This window comes from Sulfitobacter noctilucae, from assembly GCF_000622365.1.
Taxonomy (GTDB): Bacteria; Pseudomonadota; Alphaproteobacteria; order Rhodobacterales; family Rhodobacteraceae; genus Sulfitobacter; species Sulfitobacter noctilucae.
This window is the reverse complement of the sequence record NZ_JASC01000013.1, coordinates 333,424-350,600: the sequence shown is the minus strand read 5'-3', so window position 1 is coordinate 350,600 and position 17,177 is coordinate 333,424. Positions and strand designations below refer to the sequence as shown.

Annotated in this window: 20 protein-coding genes and 2 riboswitches; of the genes, 10 read left to right on the top strand and 10 right to left on the bottom strand. The window is 58.0% G+C overall.

Annotated elements, in window-relative coordinates:
* Nucleotides 1-3: 3 nt before the first annotated feature.
* From Z945_RS0108445 to Z945_RS0108435, 3 genes are all read right to left on the bottom strand, one after another.
* On the bottom strand, nucleotides 4-246 hold the full coding sequence (locus Z945_RS0108445; RefSeq protein WP_025051668.1) for an exodeoxyribonuclease VII small subunit: 243 nt from the start codon (nucleotides 244-246) through the stop codon (nucleotides 4-6).
* Nucleotides 247-373: 127 nt separating this feature from the next.
* Entirely contained in the window at nucleotides 374-1,075 is a 702-nt protein-coding gene (locus Z945_RS0108440; RefSeq protein ID WP_025051667.1) for a response regulator, read from the bottom strand.
* Nucleotides 1,072-1,584, bottom strand: coding sequence for a MarR family winged helix-turn-helix transcriptional regulator (locus tag Z945_RS0108435; protein ID WP_025051666.1), 513 nt, complete (start codon nucleotides 1,582-1,584; stop codon nucleotides 1,072-1,074). Before Z945_RS0108435 ends, Z945_RS0108440 begins: the two co-directional genes overlap by 4 nt.
* Nucleotides 1,585-1,743: 159 nt before the next feature.
* Here Z945_RS0108435 and Z945_RS0108430 point away from each other — a divergent pair, with 159 nt between their 5' ends.
* A complete protein-coding gene (locus Z945_RS0108430) occupies nucleotides 1,744-2,613 on the top strand; it encodes a branched-chain amino acid aminotransferase (RefSeq protein ID WP_025051665.1) in 870 nt (289 codons plus the stop codon).
* 62 nt (nucleotides 2,614-2,675) lie between these two features.
* Here Z945_RS0108430 and Z945_RS0108425 read toward each other — a convergent pair whose 3' ends face one another.
* The 6 genes from Z945_RS0108425 to Z945_RS0108400 all read right to left on the bottom strand — a co-directional run bounded on the left by Z945_RS0108425 (nucleotide 2,676) and on the right by Z945_RS0108400 (nucleotide 7,986).
* Nucleotides 2,676-3,623 (bottom strand): cyclase family protein, encoded by a 948-nt coding sequence (locus Z945_RS0108425; protein ID WP_025051664.1) that lies wholly within the window; start codon nucleotides 3,621-3,623, stop codon nucleotides 2,676-2,678.
* Between the two features lie 109 nt (nucleotides 3,624-3,732).
* Complete coding sequence (locus Z945_RS0108420) at nucleotides 3,733-4,503, bottom strand: SDR family NAD(P)-dependent oxidoreductase (protein ID WP_025051663.1); 771 nt, start codon at nucleotides 4,501-4,503, stop codon at nucleotides 3,733-3,735.
* Between the two features lie 2 nt (nucleotides 4,504-4,505).
* On the bottom strand, nucleotides 4,506-5,099 hold the full coding sequence (cobO, locus tag Z945_RS0108415) for a cob(I)yrinic acid a,c-diamide adenosyltransferase (RefSeq protein WP_025051662.1): 594 nt from the start codon (nucleotides 5,097-5,099) through the stop codon (nucleotides 4,506-4,508).
* A 9-nt stretch (nucleotides 5,100-5,108) separates the two neighbouring features.
* A complete protein-coding gene (locus Z945_RS0108410; protein WP_025051661.1) occupies nucleotides 5,109-6,083 on the bottom strand; it encodes a DMT family transporter in 975 nt (324 codons plus the stop codon).
* Nucleotides 6,084-6,152: 69 nt separating this feature from the next.
* Complete coding sequence (gene aroC, locus Z945_RS0108405; protein WP_025051660.1) at nucleotides 6,153-7,256, bottom strand: chorismate synthase; 1,104 nt, start codon at nucleotides 7,254-7,256, stop codon at nucleotides 6,153-6,155.
* 163 nt (nucleotides 7,257-7,419) lie between these two features.
* Entirely contained in the window at nucleotides 7,420-7,986 is a 567-nt protein-coding gene (locus Z945_RS0108400; RefSeq protein ID WP_025051659.1) for a carboxymuconolactone decarboxylase family protein, read from the bottom strand.
* A 101-nt stretch (nucleotides 7,987-8,087) separates the two neighbouring features.
* Here Z945_RS0108400 and Z945_RS0108395 point away from each other — a divergent pair, with 101 nt between their 5' ends.
* The 4 genes from Z945_RS0108395 (at nucleotide 8,088) to Z945_RS0108380 (ending at nucleotide 12,123) form a co-directional block, all read left to right on the top strand.
* Nucleotides 8,088-8,660 carry a TetR/AcrR family transcriptional regulator gene (locus tag Z945_RS0108395; RefSeq protein WP_025051658.1) on the top strand — a complete coding sequence of 191 codons (573 nt, stop codon included), beginning with the start codon at nucleotides 8,088-8,090 and terminating at the stop codon, nucleotides 8,658-8,660.
* A gap of 55 nt (nucleotides 8,661-8,715) precedes the next feature.
* A riboswitch (TPP riboswitch) is annotated at nucleotides 8,716-8,897 on the top strand.
* 34 nt (nucleotides 8,898-8,931) lie between these two features.
* Nucleotides 8,932-9,912 (top strand): thiamine ABC transporter substrate binding subunit, encoded by a 981-nt coding sequence (gene thiB / locus Z945_RS0108390; protein ID WP_025051657.1) that lies wholly within the window; start codon nucleotides 8,932-8,934, stop codon nucleotides 9,910-9,912.
* Nucleotides 9,888-11,444, top strand: a complete 1,557-nt coding sequence (locus Z945_RS0108385) for a thiamine/thiamine pyrophosphate ABC transporter permease ThiP (protein WP_025051656.1) — start codon at nucleotides 9,888-9,890, stop codon at nucleotides 11,442-11,444. Before thiB ends, Z945_RS0108385 begins: the two co-directional genes overlap by 25 nt.
* Entirely contained in the window at nucleotides 11,431-12,123 is a 693-nt protein-coding gene (locus Z945_RS0108380) for a thiamine ABC transporter ATP-binding protein (protein ID WP_025051655.1), read from the top strand. The genes Z945_RS0108385 and Z945_RS0108380 overlap by 14 nt, the downstream gene beginning before the upstream one ends.
* A 50-nt stretch (nucleotides 12,124-12,173) precedes the next feature.
* Here Z945_RS0108380 and Z945_RS0108375 read toward each other — a convergent pair whose 3' ends face one another.
* Nucleotides 12,174-12,626 (bottom strand): 6,7-dimethyl-8-ribityllumazine synthase, encoded by a 453-nt coding sequence (locus Z945_RS0108375; RefSeq protein WP_025051654.1) that lies wholly within the window; start codon nucleotides 12,624-12,626, stop codon nucleotides 12,174-12,176.
* A 79-nt stretch (nucleotides 12,627-12,705) separates the two neighbouring features.
* Nucleotides 12,706-12,846: riboswitch (FMN riboswitch) on the bottom strand.
* 61 nt (nucleotides 12,847-12,907) lie between these two features.
* On the opposite strand from Z945_RS0108375, the gene Z945_RS0108370 reads away from it, so the two are divergent.
* The 5 genes from Z945_RS0108370 (at nucleotide 12,908) to Z945_RS0108350 (ending at nucleotide 17,114) form a co-directional block, all read left to right on the top strand.
* Nucleotides 12,908-13,528, top strand: a complete 621-nt coding sequence (locus Z945_RS0108370) for an FMN-binding negative transcriptional regulator (RefSeq protein WP_025051653.1) — start codon at nucleotides 12,908-12,910, stop codon at nucleotides 13,526-13,528.
* A gap of 78 nt (nucleotides 13,529-13,606) precedes the next feature.
* On the top strand, nucleotides 13,607-14,215 hold the full coding sequence (locus Z945_RS0108365; protein ID WP_025051652.1) for a glutathione S-transferase: 609 nt from the start codon (nucleotides 13,607-13,609) through the stop codon (nucleotides 14,213-14,215).
* A 180-nt stretch (nucleotides 14,216-14,395) separates the two neighbouring features.
* Nucleotides 14,396-14,956 carry a ubiquinol-cytochrome c reductase iron-sulfur subunit gene (petA, locus tag Z945_RS0108360; RefSeq protein ID WP_025051651.1) on the top strand — a complete coding sequence of 187 codons (561 nt, stop codon included), beginning with the start codon at nucleotides 14,396-14,398 and terminating at the stop codon, nucleotides 14,954-14,956.
* 11 nt (nucleotides 14,957-14,967) lie between these two features.
* Nucleotides 14,968-16,311, top strand: coding sequence for a cytochrome b (gene petB / locus Z945_RS0108355; RefSeq protein WP_025051650.1), 1,344 nt, complete (start codon nucleotides 14,968-14,970; stop codon nucleotides 16,309-16,311).
* An 11-nt stretch (nucleotides 16,312-16,322) separates the two neighbouring features.
* Nucleotides 16,323-17,114 (top strand): cytochrome c1, encoded by a 792-nt coding sequence (locus Z945_RS0108350; RefSeq protein WP_025051649.1) that lies wholly within the window; start codon nucleotides 16,323-16,325, stop codon nucleotides 17,112-17,114.
* Nucleotides 17,115-17,177 lie beyond the last annotated feature (63 nt).

The following is a 17,177-nucleotide window of genomic DNA, read 5'->3' as shown; positions in this document are numbered from 1 at the left end:
GGATCAGAGCCCTTCGACGGGTTTGGTGCCTGTCGGATTGCCGTCCCCGTCCAGCGTGATCGCCGCGACCTTCTCTTCGGCCTCTTTCAGTTTGGTTTCACACCGCGCCTTCAACGCCGCGCCACGCTCATAAAGCGCGATGGACGCATCAAGCTCCACGTTCCCGCTTTCCAACTGGCCCAAGACTTTTTCAAGCTCCGCCATCGCGGTCTCAAAACTCATTTCTTCAACGGGGGTGTCGGTCATGCGTGCGCCTTTCAGGTATCCATCAGGCGGCACATTAAAGAAACTGCACAGGCTTCACCAGATGCGCCGTACTTTCTCTTTTTGGCCTTATATACCGATCCCGCACTCCCTGCCCGCGCGTCAGCAGTCAATCGGGAGCCAGCATATATCCCGCGCCGCGCACGGTCTGCAAATAGCGCGGCTGCTTGGGGTTGTGTTCGATCTTGCGCCGCAGCCGCGTGATCTGGACGTCGACCGCGCGTTCCTGCGCCTGGCCCCGGTCACGGCCCAGCTCTTCGACAAGCTTGGACCGGGTCAAAGCCTCGCCGGGGCGGGCCGAGAATATCTTCATCAGCTGTATTTCAGTCGCGGTCAGCCGCACCAGCTCTTCCCCCTGCCACATTTCACCTCGTTCCAGATCATAGCGGATTGGCCCTAGAGACAATACCTTTGGTGCGCTGTCCTGAACGCTGGTATCGGGCATGCGACGCAGGATCGCATTGATCCTGAGGAGCAGTTCTTTCGGCTCAAACGGTTTGGCCAGATAGTCATCCGCCCCGGCTTCCAAGCCTTCAATCCGGTTGCCGGTCTCGCCCTTTGCGGTCAGCAGCAGGATCGGGGTTTGCAGGGTTTCGCGTAAGGCAGCCGTCAGCGCCAGACCGTCTTCCCCGGGCATCATTACATCCAGCACGATCATATCAAATTCCAGTCCCGCCAGAATACGTCGAGCGTGGGCCGCATCCCGTGCAGCGGTCACCAGAAATCCATGCCGGACCAAAAACTTCTGAAGCAGCGTGCGGATGCGTTCGTCGTCATCGACGATCAGCAGATGGGCGTCGATATCGCTCATGTCCCGCTCTCCTTTAACCGGGCATAGCTGGCGCGCATCTCCGGATCCATCATGGCCTCCAGCACGGTGCGAAACCCGGCGACAGCCTCTGGCCCCGCATCGCGAAATGCTGCCCGCAATCGGGCACGCTGGGCATCGGACAGCTCTTGCTCCAAAGCCCTGCCAGCGTCTGTCAAATGCAAATGCCGCTCCCTTTTGTCATTCCGCCCCACCTGGCTTTTGACCAGACCATCCGAAATCAACGTCCGCAACACACGGTTCAGTGACTGTTTTGTAACCCCAAGGATGTTGAGCAGGTTGTTCACGGTTGTACCCGGTGCACGACCAATAAAGTGGATGGCCCGGTGATGGGCGCGGCCATAGGTCAGATCAGCCAGAATACGGTCGGGGTCGGCGGTGAACCCGCGATAGGCAAAGAACATCGCTTCAGAGCCCTGCCGCAGTTGCTCGTCCGTCAGAAACAGCAGGCTGTCACCTCTGACAGCGGAATTTTGGCGTCCGTCAGCCATGTGAAGCCCCCGTGCTTTGATCGGGATTACTTTATGTCAGCCTTGTTGACACTCCAAGGACGAAACGCTAGCAGAATTAAGCTTTTGCGACAGGAAATGTCCGAACCGGACCTTTTCGCGCAACAATCCTAATTCAGGCGCGATACGAGGAGAACAACGATGGCGGGTGGATATGATGATCGGGACGGTCAAATCTGGCTCGACGGCAAAATGGTGGAATGGCGCGATGCGAATGTGCACATTCTGACTCATGCAATTCACTATGCCTCGTCGGTGTTCGAGGGCGAGCGGGCCTACAACGGCAAGATCTTCAAAAGCCGCGAACATTCCGAACGGCTCAAGCGCTCTGCGCAGATGATTGATTTTGAAATCCCTTGGACCATTGACGAAATCGAGGCGGCAAAGGTCCAGGTGCTGGCCGCATCCGGTTTGCAGGACGCTTATGTGCGGGCCATTGCGTGGCGCGGTGCGGGCGAAGACATGGGCGTGGCCTCGGCCCGCAACCCTGTCCGGTTGGCCATCGCTGTTTGGGAATGGGGTGCCTATTACGGGGATGCCAAGATGAAAGGTGCCAAGCTGGACATCTCCAAATGGAAGCGTCCATCACCCGAGACCATCCCCTGTCACGCCAAGGCATCAGGGCTTTACATGATTTGCACCATGTCTAAACACGCGGCGGAGGCCAAAGGCTGTTCTGACGCGATGATGTTCGACTATCGCGGCTATGTGGCCGAGGCGACGGGTGCCAATGTGTTCTTTGTCAAAGACGGTGAGGTACACACGCCGGACCCCGACTGCTTTCTGAACGGGATCACCCGCCAGACTGTTGTGGGGATGCTGAAAGACAAAGGGATCAAAGTGCACGAGCGCCACATCATGCCCGAAGAACTGGAAGGCTTCGAGCAATGCTGGCTAACCGGCACCGCCGCCGAAGTCACACCCGTCGGCCAGATCGGGGACTATACCTTTGAGGTCGGCGCGATGACGCGCGATATTGCGGAGAGCTACGAGAAGCTGGTCCGGGTCTAATCCCGGCCTTGAAGCCGAACCTAGGGACGGGGCAGCGCAGACTGCCCCGTTTTCGTTTGTAATTAGTACAAAGCGACCGGATTGATCATCGCCTGTACCGTGCCCTGGATACGTGGTTGGCCGAGCACGAACATGAACTCGGACACACCTTCGCGCACCAGTGGGCCAACATTCATCGTCTCAAGGATGTAGATGCCGTTTTCCTTGAGCAGGGTAACGTGGCCATAGAACACCTTGTCGCCTTCGGCTGGCGGGATCACGTCCAGACCCCAAGTATCCGCACCAACGGCCATCGGGTTTAGCGAGGCCATATAGACCGCCCCTTCATTAGTGATCCCCGGCTCGGCAGATCCCCATGCCGTCGGGTCGCTTTCGAACATGCCTTCTGTCCAACCGGTGTGAAACAACACGATGTCGCCTTCGCCAATCGTCACGCCTTGAGCTTCTGCGGCGGCCTTGATCTCGGTAGAGCCAAAGCTTTGCCCTGCTTGCATCACATCGACACCTGCCTGGGCTGCCATATCAAGCACGACACCACGGCCGACCAGTGGCGGCACGGCATGGGTTCCCAGCTTGGTCAGGCCGGTGATGACGCTGATCTCTTTTTCGTCCAGGCAGTTATAATACATCCCGCCTTCGCCCAGATGTCCCAGGCCGTCGAGTTGCGAGCCGATACCGATCCATGTTTGCAGAATGTCATCGTTGTAGTTTCCTTCGTATCCGAAACCGGACAACTTGACGCCGCCCTGCTGGTTTGGCTGCACAACTTGCAGGTTCAGCGACCGTGGTGGAAACGCAGGTGTGTCTGAGCCGATGGTGATGCCAAGCGGCATGCTTTTGCCCTGTTTGATCAGTTTGGTCGCGGCCAAGGTACGCTCTGGCGACACAAGGTTGGCCGAACCGATCGTGTCATCCGCCCCCCATTTGGATGGTGCGCAGTCCTGCGCAAATGCCGCCGTACTGCCAAGGCTCAGCGCAAATGCGGCCCCAATAAGTAGTTTCGTATTCATGTGTTTCTCCTCCCTAGAGGAGGTCAGGCTAGCACGATTCGCTGCAAACGCGAGCCTTTCGAAGGTTCGGTGCCCTAGACCGAAGCCGGAATATCATAGTGTTGTGGCGTCAGTCGGGGCGTCGCAAGGACGGCAGGCCAACGCCCGTGCTTTCAAATCCGCCATCCGCGGCAATGATCTGACCGGTCACATAACTTGCCTTTGTGCTGCACAAAAACGCGATGACTTCGGCGATCTCACGTTCTGAGCCATAGCGGTTCAGCGGGATCGCATCGTGATACGCGTCGATGATGTCTTGGGTATGTACCGCCATTGCCAGTTTGGTGCGTACGGGGCCAGGGCAAACGCAATTGGCACGGATGCCGTATTCGCCAAGCTCTGCCGCTTGTTGTTTTGTCAGGTGGATCACCGCAGCCTTGGAGGTGCCATAAGCGACGCGTAGGGTCGATGCCCGCAGACCAGAGATGGAGCCGATGTTGACGATGGCACCAGAGGTCTCGCGCAGCGCGGGCGTGGCTGCCTGTGACATCAGGAACACGCCATCCAGATTGGTTTCCATCACGCGCCGCCAACGGGCAAAGTCGGTGTCTTCGATTGGCCCGAAATCCGCGACGCCAGCGTTGTTGACCAGAGCGTCCAGTCGCCCGAAATGATCAAGACAGGTGCGGATCGCTAGCGGTGCGGCCTGCGGGTTTGACACATCATGCGGCAGGCAAAGTGCGGCATCGCCGAGAGGTGCTGCGGCGCTGCTCAATTCATCCTTGTCACGGTCCAGCAGGGCCACGCGCCAACCGTCTTCGATCATCAGCTGCGCGGTGGCCAGCCCGATTCCACGGGCAGCACCGGTGATCAGGGCAACCTTTTGCGGCGTCTGTGTCATATTCAATAATCCACGCCGCGCTGGGCTTTGATCCCGGCTTTGAACGGGTGCTTTACCTCGGTCATCTCGGTCACCAGATCGGCGTAGTCGCACAGCTCAGCCTTGGCATCGCGGCCCGTCAGGATCACACCGGTGCGTTCATCACGTGCATCCAGCCCCGCGATCACATCCTCGACCAAAAGGTAATCATAGCGCATGGCGATGTTGATCTCGTCCATCACTATCAAGTCGTAGTCGCCGCTTTCCATCATTTCGCGCCCCTTGGCGAATGCGGCTTGGGCGGCTGCGATGTCGCGGTCCTTGTCTTGGGTGTCCCAAGTGAAGCCTTCGCCCATCGTGTGCCAGGTCACCTCGCCCAGACGGTCGAAGAACTGGCGTTCGCCGGTCTTCCATTTGCCCTTGATGAACTGAATCACACCTACCTTTTGCTTCCAGCCCAAGGCGCGCACGATCACACCAAAGGCAGAGGACGACTTGCCCTTGCCCGCGCCGGTATGGACCAGCACCAGACCCTTGTCGGGATCGACCAGTTCTGAGACCTTTTTGCGCTGTTCGGTCTGGCGTTCCTGCATCTTTGTTTTGTGATCGTCTGACATGTTTGTTCCTCAATTCGGGGTGCCCGAAGGCGCGATGCTGGGTTTGGATTTGCTGCGGTCCAGACCCAACTGCCGTTCGCGCCATATGATCAGCACACCACCGGCAATGACAAGGGCGGCACCGATCAAAATCGTGCTGCTTGGGACTTCACTAAAGACCACCCAGCCGATGAGCACGGCAAAGATCATCGAGGAATAATCGAAAGGTGCCAGCATAGATGCGGTGCCAAAGCGGTAGGACGACGTGACCATGATCTGCGCCACTCCACCGATCAGACCCGCGCAGCTGATCTGGGCAAAGACGCTGATGTCCGGCAGGGTCCATGCCAGCGTAGGAATGGGGATGATCCAGCCCAGTGGCAATGTCATTAGCGACAGACAGGTAGCGGTCAGCGAGAAGTAGAACACGATGGCGCTGGTGGAGTCGGTTTGCACCAACCGGCGCACATGGATCTGCACCAAGGCCCGCAGGATCGAGGCCGTCAGCACGATCAAGGCCCCGATGGTCGCAAGGTTGCCATAGCTTTGATCCATCGACAGACGCGGTGCAATGACGATCATCACGCCGATCAGGCCTAGTGCCACGGCGGAAAGTCGAAACAACCGCACGCGTTCGCCCAGAAGAACTGCGGCGAATATGACGGTGAACATGGGCGTAGCATAGCCGATGGCGGTAACTTCGGGCAAGGGCAGCAGCGCCAGACCCGCAAAGGTCAGCGCCATCGCCGACGTGCCGATCAGCCCGCGCCAGACATGCCCCATGACGTTGTTAGCCTTGAGCCCGTCATGCAGGTGGCCCGATTGCCAAAGCCAAACCCCAATGACCGGAATTGCAAAGAATGAGCGGAAAAATACGGCTTGTCCGGGCGGCACTTCGCCCGATGCTGCCTTGATCAGGGCGGCCATGACCATGAACAAAAAGACTGCTCCGGTTTTCAACGCAATTGCGCGACCGGGAAGATTTTGAATACGCGATGCCGCCATGCGGATTTAATGCGCCCCTGTCGAGGGAAGTGCAAGGCGGGGTCGGAAACTTTGGAAGTTTCCTTCCGCTTAACCGATGTGACCGCGATTCTGTCCAATCTGGCCCCGGTGCAGCAGCATGTGATCCAGCAGCACGCAGGCCATCATCGCCTCGCCCACCGGCACTGCACGAATGCCGACGCAAGGGTCGTGGCGGCCTTTGGTGATGATCTCGGTTTCCTCGCCCGATTTGGTGATCGTCTTGCGCGTGGTCAGGATGGAGGAGGTGGGTTTGACCGCAAAGCGTACAACAACGTCCTGTCCGGTGCTGATACCACCAAGGATGCCGCCCGCGTGGTTGGAGGAATAGCGGGGCTGGTCATCGTTTCCCATGAATATCTCGTCCGCGTTCAACTCTCCGGTCAGCATCGCAGCAGACATGCCTTCGCCAATCTCGACACCTTTAACAGCGTTGATCGACATCATTGCCGCCGCCAGATCGGTGTCGAGTTTGCCATAAACCGGCGCGCCAAGACCGGCAGGTACGTTCCGAGCGGTGACTTCGATGATTGCACCAACGCTGCTGCCGGACTTGCGCAACCCATCAAGGTAGTCAGCCCACTCAGTCGCGGCCTTGGCATCAGGCACCCAAAAAGGGTTCTGGTCAATTTGGTCCCAATCAAAGCTGCTTCGATCTATCTGGTGGGGGCCCATTTGCACCATGTAACCGGTGATCTGCATGTCGGGGGCCAGTGCCTTGATCGCCTCGCGGGCCAGTCCACCGGCTGCCACGCGGGATGCCGTTTCACGCGCCGAAGACCGCCCGCCACCACGATAGTCGCGAATGCCGTACTTCTGGTAATAGGTAATGTCGGCATGCCCGGGGCGGAACTTGTCCTTGATGTCGCCGTAGTCTTTGGAGCGTTGATCGGTGTTCTCGATCATCAACTGAATGGGCGTGCCAGTCGTCACACCCTCAAACACACCGGACAGTATGCGCACCTCGTCTGCCTCGCGCCGCTGAGTGGTGTATTTGTTCTGGCCGGGTTTACGCTTGTCGAGCCAATGTTGGATCATATCGGCATCAACAGGCACACCGGGAGGGCAGCCATCCACGGTTGCACCCAAAGCAGGCCCGTGGCTTTCGCCCCAAGTGGTGACACGGAAAAGATGGCCAAAGCTGTTGATCGACATGCGGTGCACTCCTGTTAGGGACTGCATTAACGGGCGGGGAAAGGTGCCTCAAGGGGTTTTGGCATATATGCAAAATGAGCTGGCGAGACACGGTGTCTCTGGCTGTACAAGCGATCTGCGGTCAAAACGCGCTCCACCTGATGTGCAGCGCGTCCTGATAGGCTTAAACCTTGAGCGGCGTGTCGCTGCGTTCCCATTTCAGAGGCTGGAACACTTCGTCAACGGGCGTTTCTGCGACGTGATTGACGTAATTCGACATGGTTTTCTGAGCGATCCCCAAGATGACGTCCAGCACGGCGCGGTGGCTGTATCCAGCTTCAAAGAAAGTGTTCAGCTGGTCTTCGGTCGCGTTGCCGCGTTCGCGCACCATCTGGATGGTAAACGTGCGGAGCGCTTCAAGCTTGGTGGTCGGCAGGGCGGTCTCGTTGCGAAGGGCTTCGGTGATCTCGTCCGAAACCTTCATCATTTTCGCGATGCCCGTGTGGGCCGGAACACAATAGTGGCAGGCGTTCTCGACGTTGATGGCTTGCCAGACGACGGTCAGCTCTTCTGCATCGAAATCGGTTTCGGTGAAAAGTTTGTGCAGGACTTGATAGGCCTCATAGGCTTGCGGGCGTTCCGCGAGAACCTTGTGCAGACCCGGCAAGCGGCCAAAGGCCTTCTGTGAGTTTTCCAATAGGGGCTTGGAAGCTTCTGGCGCTGTTTCGAGATCGTGTGAGGGGAAGTTCATGTTCAGGCATCCTGTATAAATTACGATTACTTGCCATTTAGGCTTTTTTGAGCGATCACTCAAGTATATAATTGAGCGATCATTCAAGTATTGGTGACAACATGCCACGCAAACCGAATTACGACCGAGATGAGCTAATCAATCGCGCCCGGGATTTGTTCTGGAAGAGCGGCTGGGCAGGCACATCGTTGAAAGACCTTGAAGCTGCCTTGCAGATGAAACCGGGCAGTTTTTATGCGGCGTTCGGGTCAAAGGAGGCGCTGTTTGCGCTCGCTATGGAGAAGTATGCCCAAGACGGTCGTGCACGTTTGAAGGATTTGGCTGAAAGAAACGGTCCGATCAAAGCGCTGCAACGGTTCCCAGAGATGGTGGTCGAAAATGATGAGGCCCCCGCAAAGGCCTGTATGTTGTCCAAGACGCTGCTTGAGCTGCATGCGCAAAACCATCCTTTGGCACAGGAGGCGAACCAACATCTGCTGAAGATGGAGGCTAATTTTGCAGAGCTTTTTCAAGAAGCGCAAACTGCGGGGGATATTGCTGCGTCCCATGATCCGATGGCGCTTGCCCGCCGCTATCAATCCGACCTCCTGGGCCTGCGCGTCTCGGCCGAAAGAGAAGGCGTGGATGCAAAGGCGATTGCATCCGAAATTGCAGATAGCCTCGACAGGCTTTGACAAAACGAGGCACGTTCCTGCCCCCTTGTCATTCAGATGCTTCCCACCTATCCCTTCCCTTACCTCGGGGGGCTAACGCGCCTTCGGATTTTGAAGCATCTGGATGCCGCCATGAATGCGCGCACCCGAATACATGATGATTTTCGAATTCTGAAAGTGCCTAGCTGAGATAGCGCAAGCTGACCCGTCGAACCTGAACCGGTTAACACCGGCGGAGGGAAGGTACGGGCACTTCTCCTGCACTTCTCGTCGCCGCATTTTGGAGGATGCCATGAAGGCTCTTACACTTGCTGCTACAACACTTATCGCCGCGTCCGCAGCCGTGGCCGAAACACCTGAACTTGTCGTCTATACCTACGACAGCTTTGTCTCTGACTGGGGTCCCGGCCCGCAGATTGAAAAGGCATTCGAGGAAACCTGCGGCTGTGATCTGAAATTCGTGGGCAACGGCGATGGTGCTGCATTGCTGGCGCGGCTCAAGCTGGAAGGCGAACGGTCGGACGCGGACCTGGTGCTGGGGCTGGACACCAGCCTGATTGCAGCCGCCAAAGAGACAGGGCTGTTTGCTGATACCGATGTCACTGCCGATTACGCGCTGCCGATCGAATGGACCGATAGCACGTTCGCGCCCTACGACTGGGGCTATTTCGCGTTTGTCCATAACAAGGACATGACCCCGCCCGCGAATTTCAAGGCGCTGGGTGAAAGCGATTTGAAGATCGTGATCCAAGACCCACGCTCATCTACTCCCGGGCTGGGCCTGCTGATGTGGGTCAAGGATGCTTATGGCGATAAGGCCCCCGCAATATGGGAAGGCTTGGCCGACAATGTCGTGACCGTGACCAAGGGTTGGTCCGAAGCCTACGGTCTGTTTCTCGAAGGCGAGGCCGATATGGTGCTGAGCTATACGACATCGCCCGCTTATCACATCATCGCCGAAGAGGACGAAACCAAGGCGGCAGTGGTGTTTGACGAAGGCCACTATATGCAGATCGAAGTTGTCGGGCGTCTGTCAGGATCTGACCAGCCCGAGTTGGCGGCAGAGTTCATGCAATTCATGGTCTCCGACGCGGCGCAGTCGATCCTGCCCACAACCAACTGGATGTATCCGGCGGTGATGCCATCGGGTGGCCTGCCACAGGGGTTCGAGGCGCTGGTCCAGCCAGAGAACGCCCGTCTGATCGAGGCGGACAAAGTACCGGCCCTCAGAGATGAGGCATTGGCCGAATGGCTTGGCGCTCTGTCCCAGTAAGCACAAAATCAGGGGTCAGCATGGCGGCGTTGGTCGTTGTGCTGATCCTTGGGGCGTTGATTGCTGTGCTGAGCCGGGCGGAAGCAGGCACGGGCTTTGCGCCGTCCGATTGGGCGGCAATGCGGTTTACGGTCTGGCAAGCGTTTCTATCGGCGCTGTTTTCGGTTCTGTTGGCCGTGCCGGTGGCCCGTGCTTTGGCGCGGCGGCGGTTTTTGGGGCGCGGGGTTCTTGTGACGCTCTTGGGCGCGCCGTTCATCTTGCCCGTGATCGTCGCGGTGCTGGGGTTGCTGGCGGTTTTTGGACGCAGCGGCTGGCTGAACCTTTTGCTTGAAGGCTTGGGCCTGCCTGCGGTGTCGATTTATGGCATTCAAGGTGTAGTTCTGGCGCATGTTTTCTTCAACCTGCCTTTGGCCACGCGGCTTTTGTTGCAAGGCTGGCAGACCGTTCCGGCAGAGCGGTTTCGTTTGGCCGCGCAATTGCGTCTGACCCCTTGGGCCGTGTTCCGCACGCTGGAATTGCCACTCTTGCGGAAGGTGGTGCCGGGGGTAGCGGCGTTGATCTTTGTCATTTGCCTGACCAGTTTTGCTGTGGCCCTGACGCTGGGCGGTGGGCCGCGTGCGACCACGTTGGAACTGGCGATTTATCAGGCGTTCCGCTTTGATTTTGATCTGGGGCGGGCTGCGCTTTTGTCGGTGGTGCAGTTGGTGATGGCGGGCGGTGCCGCGCTGCTGGCGCTATGGATCATTCCGGCGATTTCGATGGGCAGCGGGCAGGACCGTCCGCTGCTGCGCTGGGATGCGCGGGGCGGCTGGCAAAGGCTATGGGACGGTTGCGTGATCGCCCTGGCCGCCGGATTTCTCTTGGTGCCACTTTGCGCGGTCGTCTTGCGCGGTGTGACGGGTATTGTGGTGATGCCGGGCAGCGTTTGGCAAGCTGCAGGTGCTTCCTTCTATGTCTCCGTGCTTAGCGTCTTGGTGTTGGGTGCGATTGCGCTGCCGATGGCAGGTTGGATCGCCAGCCGCAGGGCAGGCGGGGTCGAGGCGGTTGGCCTGCTGGGTCTCTCCGCCTCCCCGCTGATGATCGGGACGGGATGGTTTATCGTGATCAATCCGCTGATGAATCCGGCGGCGCTCGCCTTGCCGGTGACGGCGCTGGTTAATGCGCTGATGGCATTGCCCTTTGTGTTGCGGATTATCGTGCCGCGTCTGCGCGATACCTTGCAGGATTTTGGACGGGTGACCGAAACACTGGGAATGAGGGGTTGGCCGCTGTGGCGCTGGGTGATTTTGCCACGTCTCGCCCCGCAACTGGGATTTGCGGCGGGGCTGACCGGGGCGCTGTCGATGGGGGATTTGGGAGTGATCACGTTATTTGCGGATATGGATCGTGCGACCTTGCCCCTGCAAATGTATCGTTTGATGGGGGCCTATCAGATGCAAGCGGCGTCCGGTGCGGCCCTGCTGTTGCTGGTGATGGCGCTGGGTGCTTTCTGGGCCTGTGATGCAGTGGGGAAACACTATGCTGCGGCTTGAGGGGATCGAGATTGCACTTGGGGACTTTCGCCTGCGTGCCGAGATGGAGTTGGCACAAGGGCAGTCCTATGCTGTGATCGGACCTTCTGGTGCGGGCAAGTCTACCTTGCTGGGAGCGCTTTGTGGGTTTGTACCGCTGAGAGCGGGTCGGGTGGTCTGGCAAAGCCAGGATATTACGACCGCGCCCCCCGGTGAACGGCCTATGACCATGTTGTTTCAGGACAATAACCTGTTCCCGCATCTGAGTGTCACGCAGAACGTTGGATTGGGGATCAGACCAGATATGCGGCTGAGTGTTGAGGACAAGGACCGTGTGGCTGCCGCTTTGGCGCGCGTCGGCCTTGCCGATCAAGCAGGCAAAAAGCCAGGTGCGTTGTCGGGTGGGCAGCAAAGCCGCGTGGCGCTGGCACGGGTGTTGGTGCAGGCACGGCCCTGGGTTTTGTTGGACGAACCCTTTGCAGCGCTGGGTCCGGCGCTGCGTCTGGAGATGCTGGATCTGGTCGCCGGGCTGGTGGCCGAAACAGGTGCCGGTCTGATCATGGTCACCCATACGCCCGAAGATGTGCGCCGGATTGCGGATCAGGTGATATTTGTCGACGATGGTGTCGCGCGGGCACCTGAACCGGCGGCAGAACTGATGGACAATCCACCGCCGGAGCTGAAGGCCTACCTTGGATAAGGGCGCGGAAACTTTCAATGTTTCCGGCCGTTTTCTCTAAAAGAAAACGACTAAGCCGGAACCTTGTTCATAGCCTCTAGTGTCTGAAGTGCTGCGGACGCCGCTTCACGGCCCTTCACCACGAAATGATCGCGGTAGATGGCATTGTGATGATCGGTTTCCTGATAGTGATGCGGCGTCAGCGAGACGGAAAGCACCGGAACCCCGGTATCCAGACCGACCCGCATCAACCCGTCCACCACCGCACTGGCCACGAAATCATGGCGGTAAATGCCGCCGTCGACCACGAAAGCTGCGCAGATGATTGCCGCATACTGGCCCGTCCCGGCCAGCTTCTGTGCCATCAGGGGCATCTCGAAAGCGCCGGGCACGTCAAAGACGTCGATCTGGTTAAGGGGGATCGCTTCGCTAAACCCGTCTAGGCTGCGGTCCACGATATCCGCGTGCCAACGGGCCTTGATGAATGCAAAGCGGGCGGGGGCAATTTTGCCATGTGTCGTCATAATGAATCTCCTTTGGTTCAGACACGTCCACCCAAGGCGATTCGCGCACAATTCAGATGGCCCAAAGCCCCCGCATTGCGTGCATTCTCTTCCATCCGGACTATGACCGTCGGCTCCGGAATTTGACCGGATCTGCTGGCACCTCGTGAAAGGCCGCTCGCGGGCTTGGGGCGTGCCCCCTACCGCCGGTGGGGAATTGCACCCCGCCCTGAGAATACTTGCAGCCTGCACCTGTCCTGTGGTCTGTGCAAGAGCAGACGTACCGTCAGAGGAGATCGGTCATGCATCCCAACCCGGTTTACCATGACGCTGATGCTGCGCGTAATCTGGCGTTTGCCCGCGAGCGTGGCTTTGGCGTCTTGGCGGTGAACGGTGCAGACACGCCGTTGCTCAGCCATATTCCGTTTCTGCTGAGCGATGATGGCGTCACGGCTGAGTTGCATCTGTTGCGGTCCAATCCGATCGTCCGCGCACTAAAGGCCCCGATGGCAGCAAAAATCGCCGTGTCCGGACCAGACAGCTATGTTTCGCCTGACTGGTACGGCGTTCCGGATCAGGTTCCGACGTGGAACTATGTTGCGGTGCATCTGTCAGGCACGGTCGAGCGACGTCCGCAAGACGAGCTGCGTAATTTGCTGGATCGTCAGTCAGCGATGTATGAAGACAGGTTGTTGCCAAAGGTACCGTGGAAGACGACCAAGATGACGCCAGACGCGATGGACAAGATGATGCGCATGATTGTGCCGTGCCGGATGCGGATCATGGGGGTGGATGGCACATGGAAACTGGGCCAGAACAAACCCGACGCCGTGCGTATGGCCGCGGCAGGGCGGGCAGCGGCCTATGGTTTTGGCAGCGAGGCCGACATCCTTGCCGCGCTGATGCAAGGTACAGGTAAATAGCGACAGCCGTGGAACGGCACGATTGCGCCTTGCGGCAGCACGGATGATACTAAGACAAACCCAAACTGGAGTGACCCCATGAAACTGGCCTTTTCCCCGACCTCGCCATATGTGCGCAAAGTAATGGTGCTGTTGCACGAGACAGACCAGCTTGATGATGTGACGCTTACCGATATTGCGACCACCCCTCTGGCTGCTGATCAGGCGCTTCTGCCCAACAACCCCTTGGGCAAGGTGCCGGCGTTGGAGCGTACCGAAGGGCCCGCACTTTACGACAGTCGGGTGATCTGCGCCTATCTGAACGACCGTGCGGGAGGCGCGCTTTATGGCAAAGGAGCGCGGCACTGGGATATTCTGACGCTTGAGGCCACGGCGGATGGTATTTTGGATGCTGCCCTGGCGATGACCTATGAAGGGCGGATGCGACCTGAAGCCAAGCAGATGGTCGAATGGGTTGAAGGCCAATGGGCCAAGATTGACCGCGCTTGCGCGGCGTTGAATACGCGGTGGATGAGCCATTTGTCCGGTCCACTGGATATGGGGCAGATCGCGATAGGCTGTGCGCTGGCTTATGTGGATTTCCGGCACGACGCACGCGGTTGGCGCAAGGGCAACGATGCACTGGCCGCCTGGTTTGAAACATTTGATTCGCGTCCTTCAATGATGGCAACGCGTCCTCCGGCGTGAAAAAACGCCCATTTGTCCCCGTTTTCATTATCTTAAGTCGGCCCTGCGACCCTTTGTGCGTGTTTGGGACCTAGACGGGCGTAAGTCTGCGGGCTAGATACCGTGTCAAATCGGGCTATGCCGTTTCGGCTGTCCCCTCGCCTGTGGTCAGACAGACCCTGAATGATTGGAGAAAATTACGTGTCCAACGCAGAAGATCACACAGAAACCCGTCGGGATTTCCTGTACTATGCAACTGCCGGTACAGGCGCTGTGGCCGTGGGTGCCGCCGTTTGGCCGCTGGTTAACCAGATGAACCCCTCAGCCGACGTGCTCGCGTTGTCCTCGATCCGTGTGGATGTGGCTGACCTCGAGCCCGGTTCGCAGCTGACGGTAAAGTGGTTGGGCAAGCCGGTGTTCATTCGCCGCCGTACCGAAGACGAGATTGCCGAAGGTCGCGCGGTCGAACTGTCGGATCTGCCTGATCAGGGCGCTGAAAACGCAAATATCAGCGGAGATGCCTCTGCATTGGACGAAAACCGCACACTTGATGAAGCGGGTGAGTGGTTGGTCATGATGGGCGTTTGCACACACCTGGGCTGTGTACCGCTTGGCGATGCCGGTGATTTTGGTGGCTGGTTCTGCCCTTGTCATGGGTCGCACTATGACACAGCCGGCCGTATCCGCCGAGGGCCCGCACCGACAAACCTGCCGGTGCCAGTGGCCGAATTCGTGGATGAAACCACGATCAAACTGGGTTAAGGGAGCAAAAAATGTCCGGAATTCCTCACGACCATTACGAGCCGAAGTCGAACGGCGAAAAGTGGCTGCACCGCCGCCTGCCGATCGTTGGCCTTTTGTCCGACACGCTTTTGATCCCCACACCGAAGAACCTGAACTGGATGTGGATTTGGGGGATCGTGCTGACCTTCTGTCTGGCGCTTCAGATTATTACCGGCATCGTGCTGGTGATGCACTATACGCCTGACACCAGCCTGGCCTTTGCCTCTGTTGAGCATATCATGCGCAACGTGAACGGCGGCCATATGCTGCGCTACCTGCATACGAACGGTGCATCGCTGTTCTTCATCGCGGTCTATGCTCATATTTTCCGGGGCCTGTACTACGGTTCCTACAAGGCACCGCGCGAGGTGACATGGATCATCGGTATGCTGATCTATCTCCTGATGATGGCAACGGCCTTCATGGGGTATGTTCTGCCTTGGGGTCAGATGTCCTTCTGGGGTGCGACCGTGATTACCGGCCTGTTTGGCGCGATCCCCTTCGTGGGTGAAACACTGCAGACATTCCTGCTGGGCGGACCTGCTGTTGATAACGCAACGCTGACACGTTTCTTCAGCCTGCACTATCTCTTGCCCTTCCTGATTGCGGGTCTTGTGATCCTACACATCTGGGCTTTCCACACGACCGGCAACAACAACCCCACGGGTGTGGAGGTGCGTCGCGGGTCCAAAGAAGAAGCAGAGAAAGACACGCTGCCCTTCTGGCCTTACTTTGTCATCAAGGATCTGTTCGCGCTGGCGGTCATTCTGGCCGTATTCTTTGCTGTCGTCGGCTTTATGCCGAACTATCTGGGCCACCCCGATAACTACATCGAGGCGAACCCGCTGGCGACACCGGCACACATCGTGCCAGAATGGTACTTCCTGCCATTCTACGCGATTTTGCGGGCTTTCACCTCTGACGTTTGGGTCGTAATCATCGCCGAGACGCTCACCGGCGGCATCATCGATGCGAAGTTCTTTGGTGTTCTGGCGATGTTCGGTGCGATTGCTGTTCTGGCGGCAGTGCCGTGGCTGGACACGTCCAGTGTACGGTCAGGCCGCTATCGCCCAATGTTCAAGTGGTGGTTTGGCCTGCTGGTCGTCGATTTCTTTGCCCTCATGTGGCTGGGTGCGATGCCTGCGGAAGAACCCTATGCGACCTTCTCGTTGATCGCTTCGGCCTATTGGTTTGCGTACTTCCTCGTGATCTTGCCGATCCTTGGTGTGATCGAGAAACCGCTGCCACAACCTGCGACCATCGAAGAAGACTTCAACGCGCATTACGCGCCGAATGCCGGTGGCACCAAAACAATCGTGAAGCCGGCGGAGTAACCGATATGAAGATGATGAAGAAACTTACCGCTTCTGCGCTGGTTATCCTTGGCCTTGGCACCACCGGTGCCATGGCTGCGGGGGACAGCGCAGCCCATACAGAGAACTACGATTTTTCCTTTGAAGGGCCATTCGGCGCGTACGACGTCAACCAGCTTCAGCGCGGCCTGCAGGTCTATACCGAGATTTGTTCGGCGTGCCATGGTTTGAAGTTCGTTCCTCTGCGTACACTCAGCGATGATGGCGGGCCGATGCTGCCGGAAGAGCAAGTGATCGAATACGCAAGCCAGTTCGAAGTGTTCGATCCCGAGCTTGATGATTTCCGTACGGCTGTCCCGACAGACCACTTTCCGGAGTCAAATCTTGAAAACGCTCCTGACCTGTCTTTGATGGCGAAAAAGCGTGCCGGTTTCCACGGACCTTACGGGCTGGGGATCAACCAGTTCATCAATGGCATCGGCGGACCGGAGTATATTGCATCCCTCCTGACCGGTTATACCGGTGAAGAGAAAGAGCAGGCGGGCGTTGTTTTCTATGAAAACACGGCCTATCCCGGCACATGGATCGCAATGGCTCCACCGCTTTATGGTGACGACGTCGAATATGCGGATGGCCACGAGACCGATATCGAAAGCCTTTCGAAAGACGTATCGGCATTCCTGATGTGGACAGCCGAGCCAAAAATGATGGCCCGCAAGCAGGCAGGTTTTGCCGGCGTTGTATTCCTAACTTTGTTGGCTGTTCTGCTCTATCTGACGAACAAGCGTCTTTGGTCTTCGGTAAAGTACCGCAAAGAAGACTAATCACCTGGCAGATGTGAAACGAAAAACCCCCGTAGCATTGGCTGCGGGGTTTTTTTGTCGGGA

Coding starts and splice junctions, on each gene's coding strand:
- Z945_RS0108385 (WP_025051656.1), top strand. CDS start 9,888: ATGGCTTGGCGCTCTGTCCCAGTAAGCACAAAATCAGGGGTCAGCATG.
- Z945_RS0108395 (WP_025051658.1), top strand. CDS start 8,088: ATGCCACGCAAACCGAATTACGACCGAGATGAGCTAATCAATCGCGCC.
- thiB (WP_025051657.1), top strand. CDS start 8,932: ATGAAGGCTCTTACACTTGCTGCTACAACACTTATCGCCGCGTCCGCA.
- Z945_RS0108425 (WP_025051664.1), bottom strand. CDS start 3,623: ATGAATACGAAACTACTTATTGGGGCCGCATTTGCGCTGAGCCTTGGC.
- petB (WP_025051650.1), top strand. CDS start 14,968: ATGTCCGGAATTCCTCACGACCATTACGAGCCGAAGTCGAACGGCGAA.
- Z945_RS0108400 (WP_025051659.1), bottom strand. CDS start 7,986: ATGAACTTCCCCTCACACGATCTCGAAACAGCGCCAGAAGCTTCCAAG.
- Z945_RS0108430 (WP_025051665.1), top strand. CDS start 1,744: ATGGCGGGTGGATATGATGATCGGGACGGTCAAATCTGGCTCGACGGC.
- Z945_RS0108440 (WP_025051667.1), bottom strand. CDS start 1,075: ATGAGCGATATCGACGCCCATCTGCTGATCGTCGATGACGACGAACGC.
- aroC (WP_025051660.1), bottom strand. CDS start 7,256: ATGTCGATCAACAGCTTTGGCCATCTTTTCCGTGTCACCACTTGGGGC.
- cobO (WP_025051662.1), bottom strand. CDS start 5,099: ATGTCAGACGATCACAAAACAAAGATGCAGGAACGCCAGACCGAACAG.
- Z945_RS0108410 (WP_025051661.1), bottom strand. CDS start 6,083: ATGGCGGCATCGCGTATTCAAAATCTTCCCGGTCGCGCAATTGCGTTG.
- Z945_RS0108435 (WP_025051666.1), bottom strand. CDS start 1,584: ATGGCTGACGGACGCCAAAATTCCGCTGTCAGAGGTGACAGCCTGCTG.
- Z945_RS0108380 (WP_025051655.1), top strand. CDS start 11,431: ATGCTGCGGCTTGAGGGGATCGAGATTGCACTTGGGGACTTTCGCCTG.
- Z945_RS0108420 (WP_025051663.1), bottom strand. CDS start 4,503: ATGACACAGACGCCGCAAAAGGTTGCCCTGATCACCGGTGCTGCCCGT.
- Z945_RS0108350 (WP_025051649.1), top strand. CDS start 16,323: ATGATGAAGAAACTTACCGCTTCTGCGCTGGTTATCCTTGGCCTTGGC.
- Z945_RS0108375 (WP_025051654.1), bottom strand. CDS start 12,626: ATGACGACACATGGCAAAATTGCCCCCGCCCGCTTTGCATTCATCAAG.
- Z945_RS0108445 (WP_025051668.1), bottom strand. CDS start 246: ATGACCGACACCCCCGTTGAAGAAATGAGTTTTGAGACCGCGATGGCG.
- Z945_RS0108365 (WP_025051652.1), top strand. CDS start 13,607: ATGAAACTGGCCTTTTCCCCGACCTCGCCATATGTGCGCAAAGTAATG.
- Z945_RS0108370 (WP_025051653.1), top strand. CDS start 12,908: ATGCATCCCAACCCGGTTTACCATGACGCTGATGCTGCGCGTAATCTG.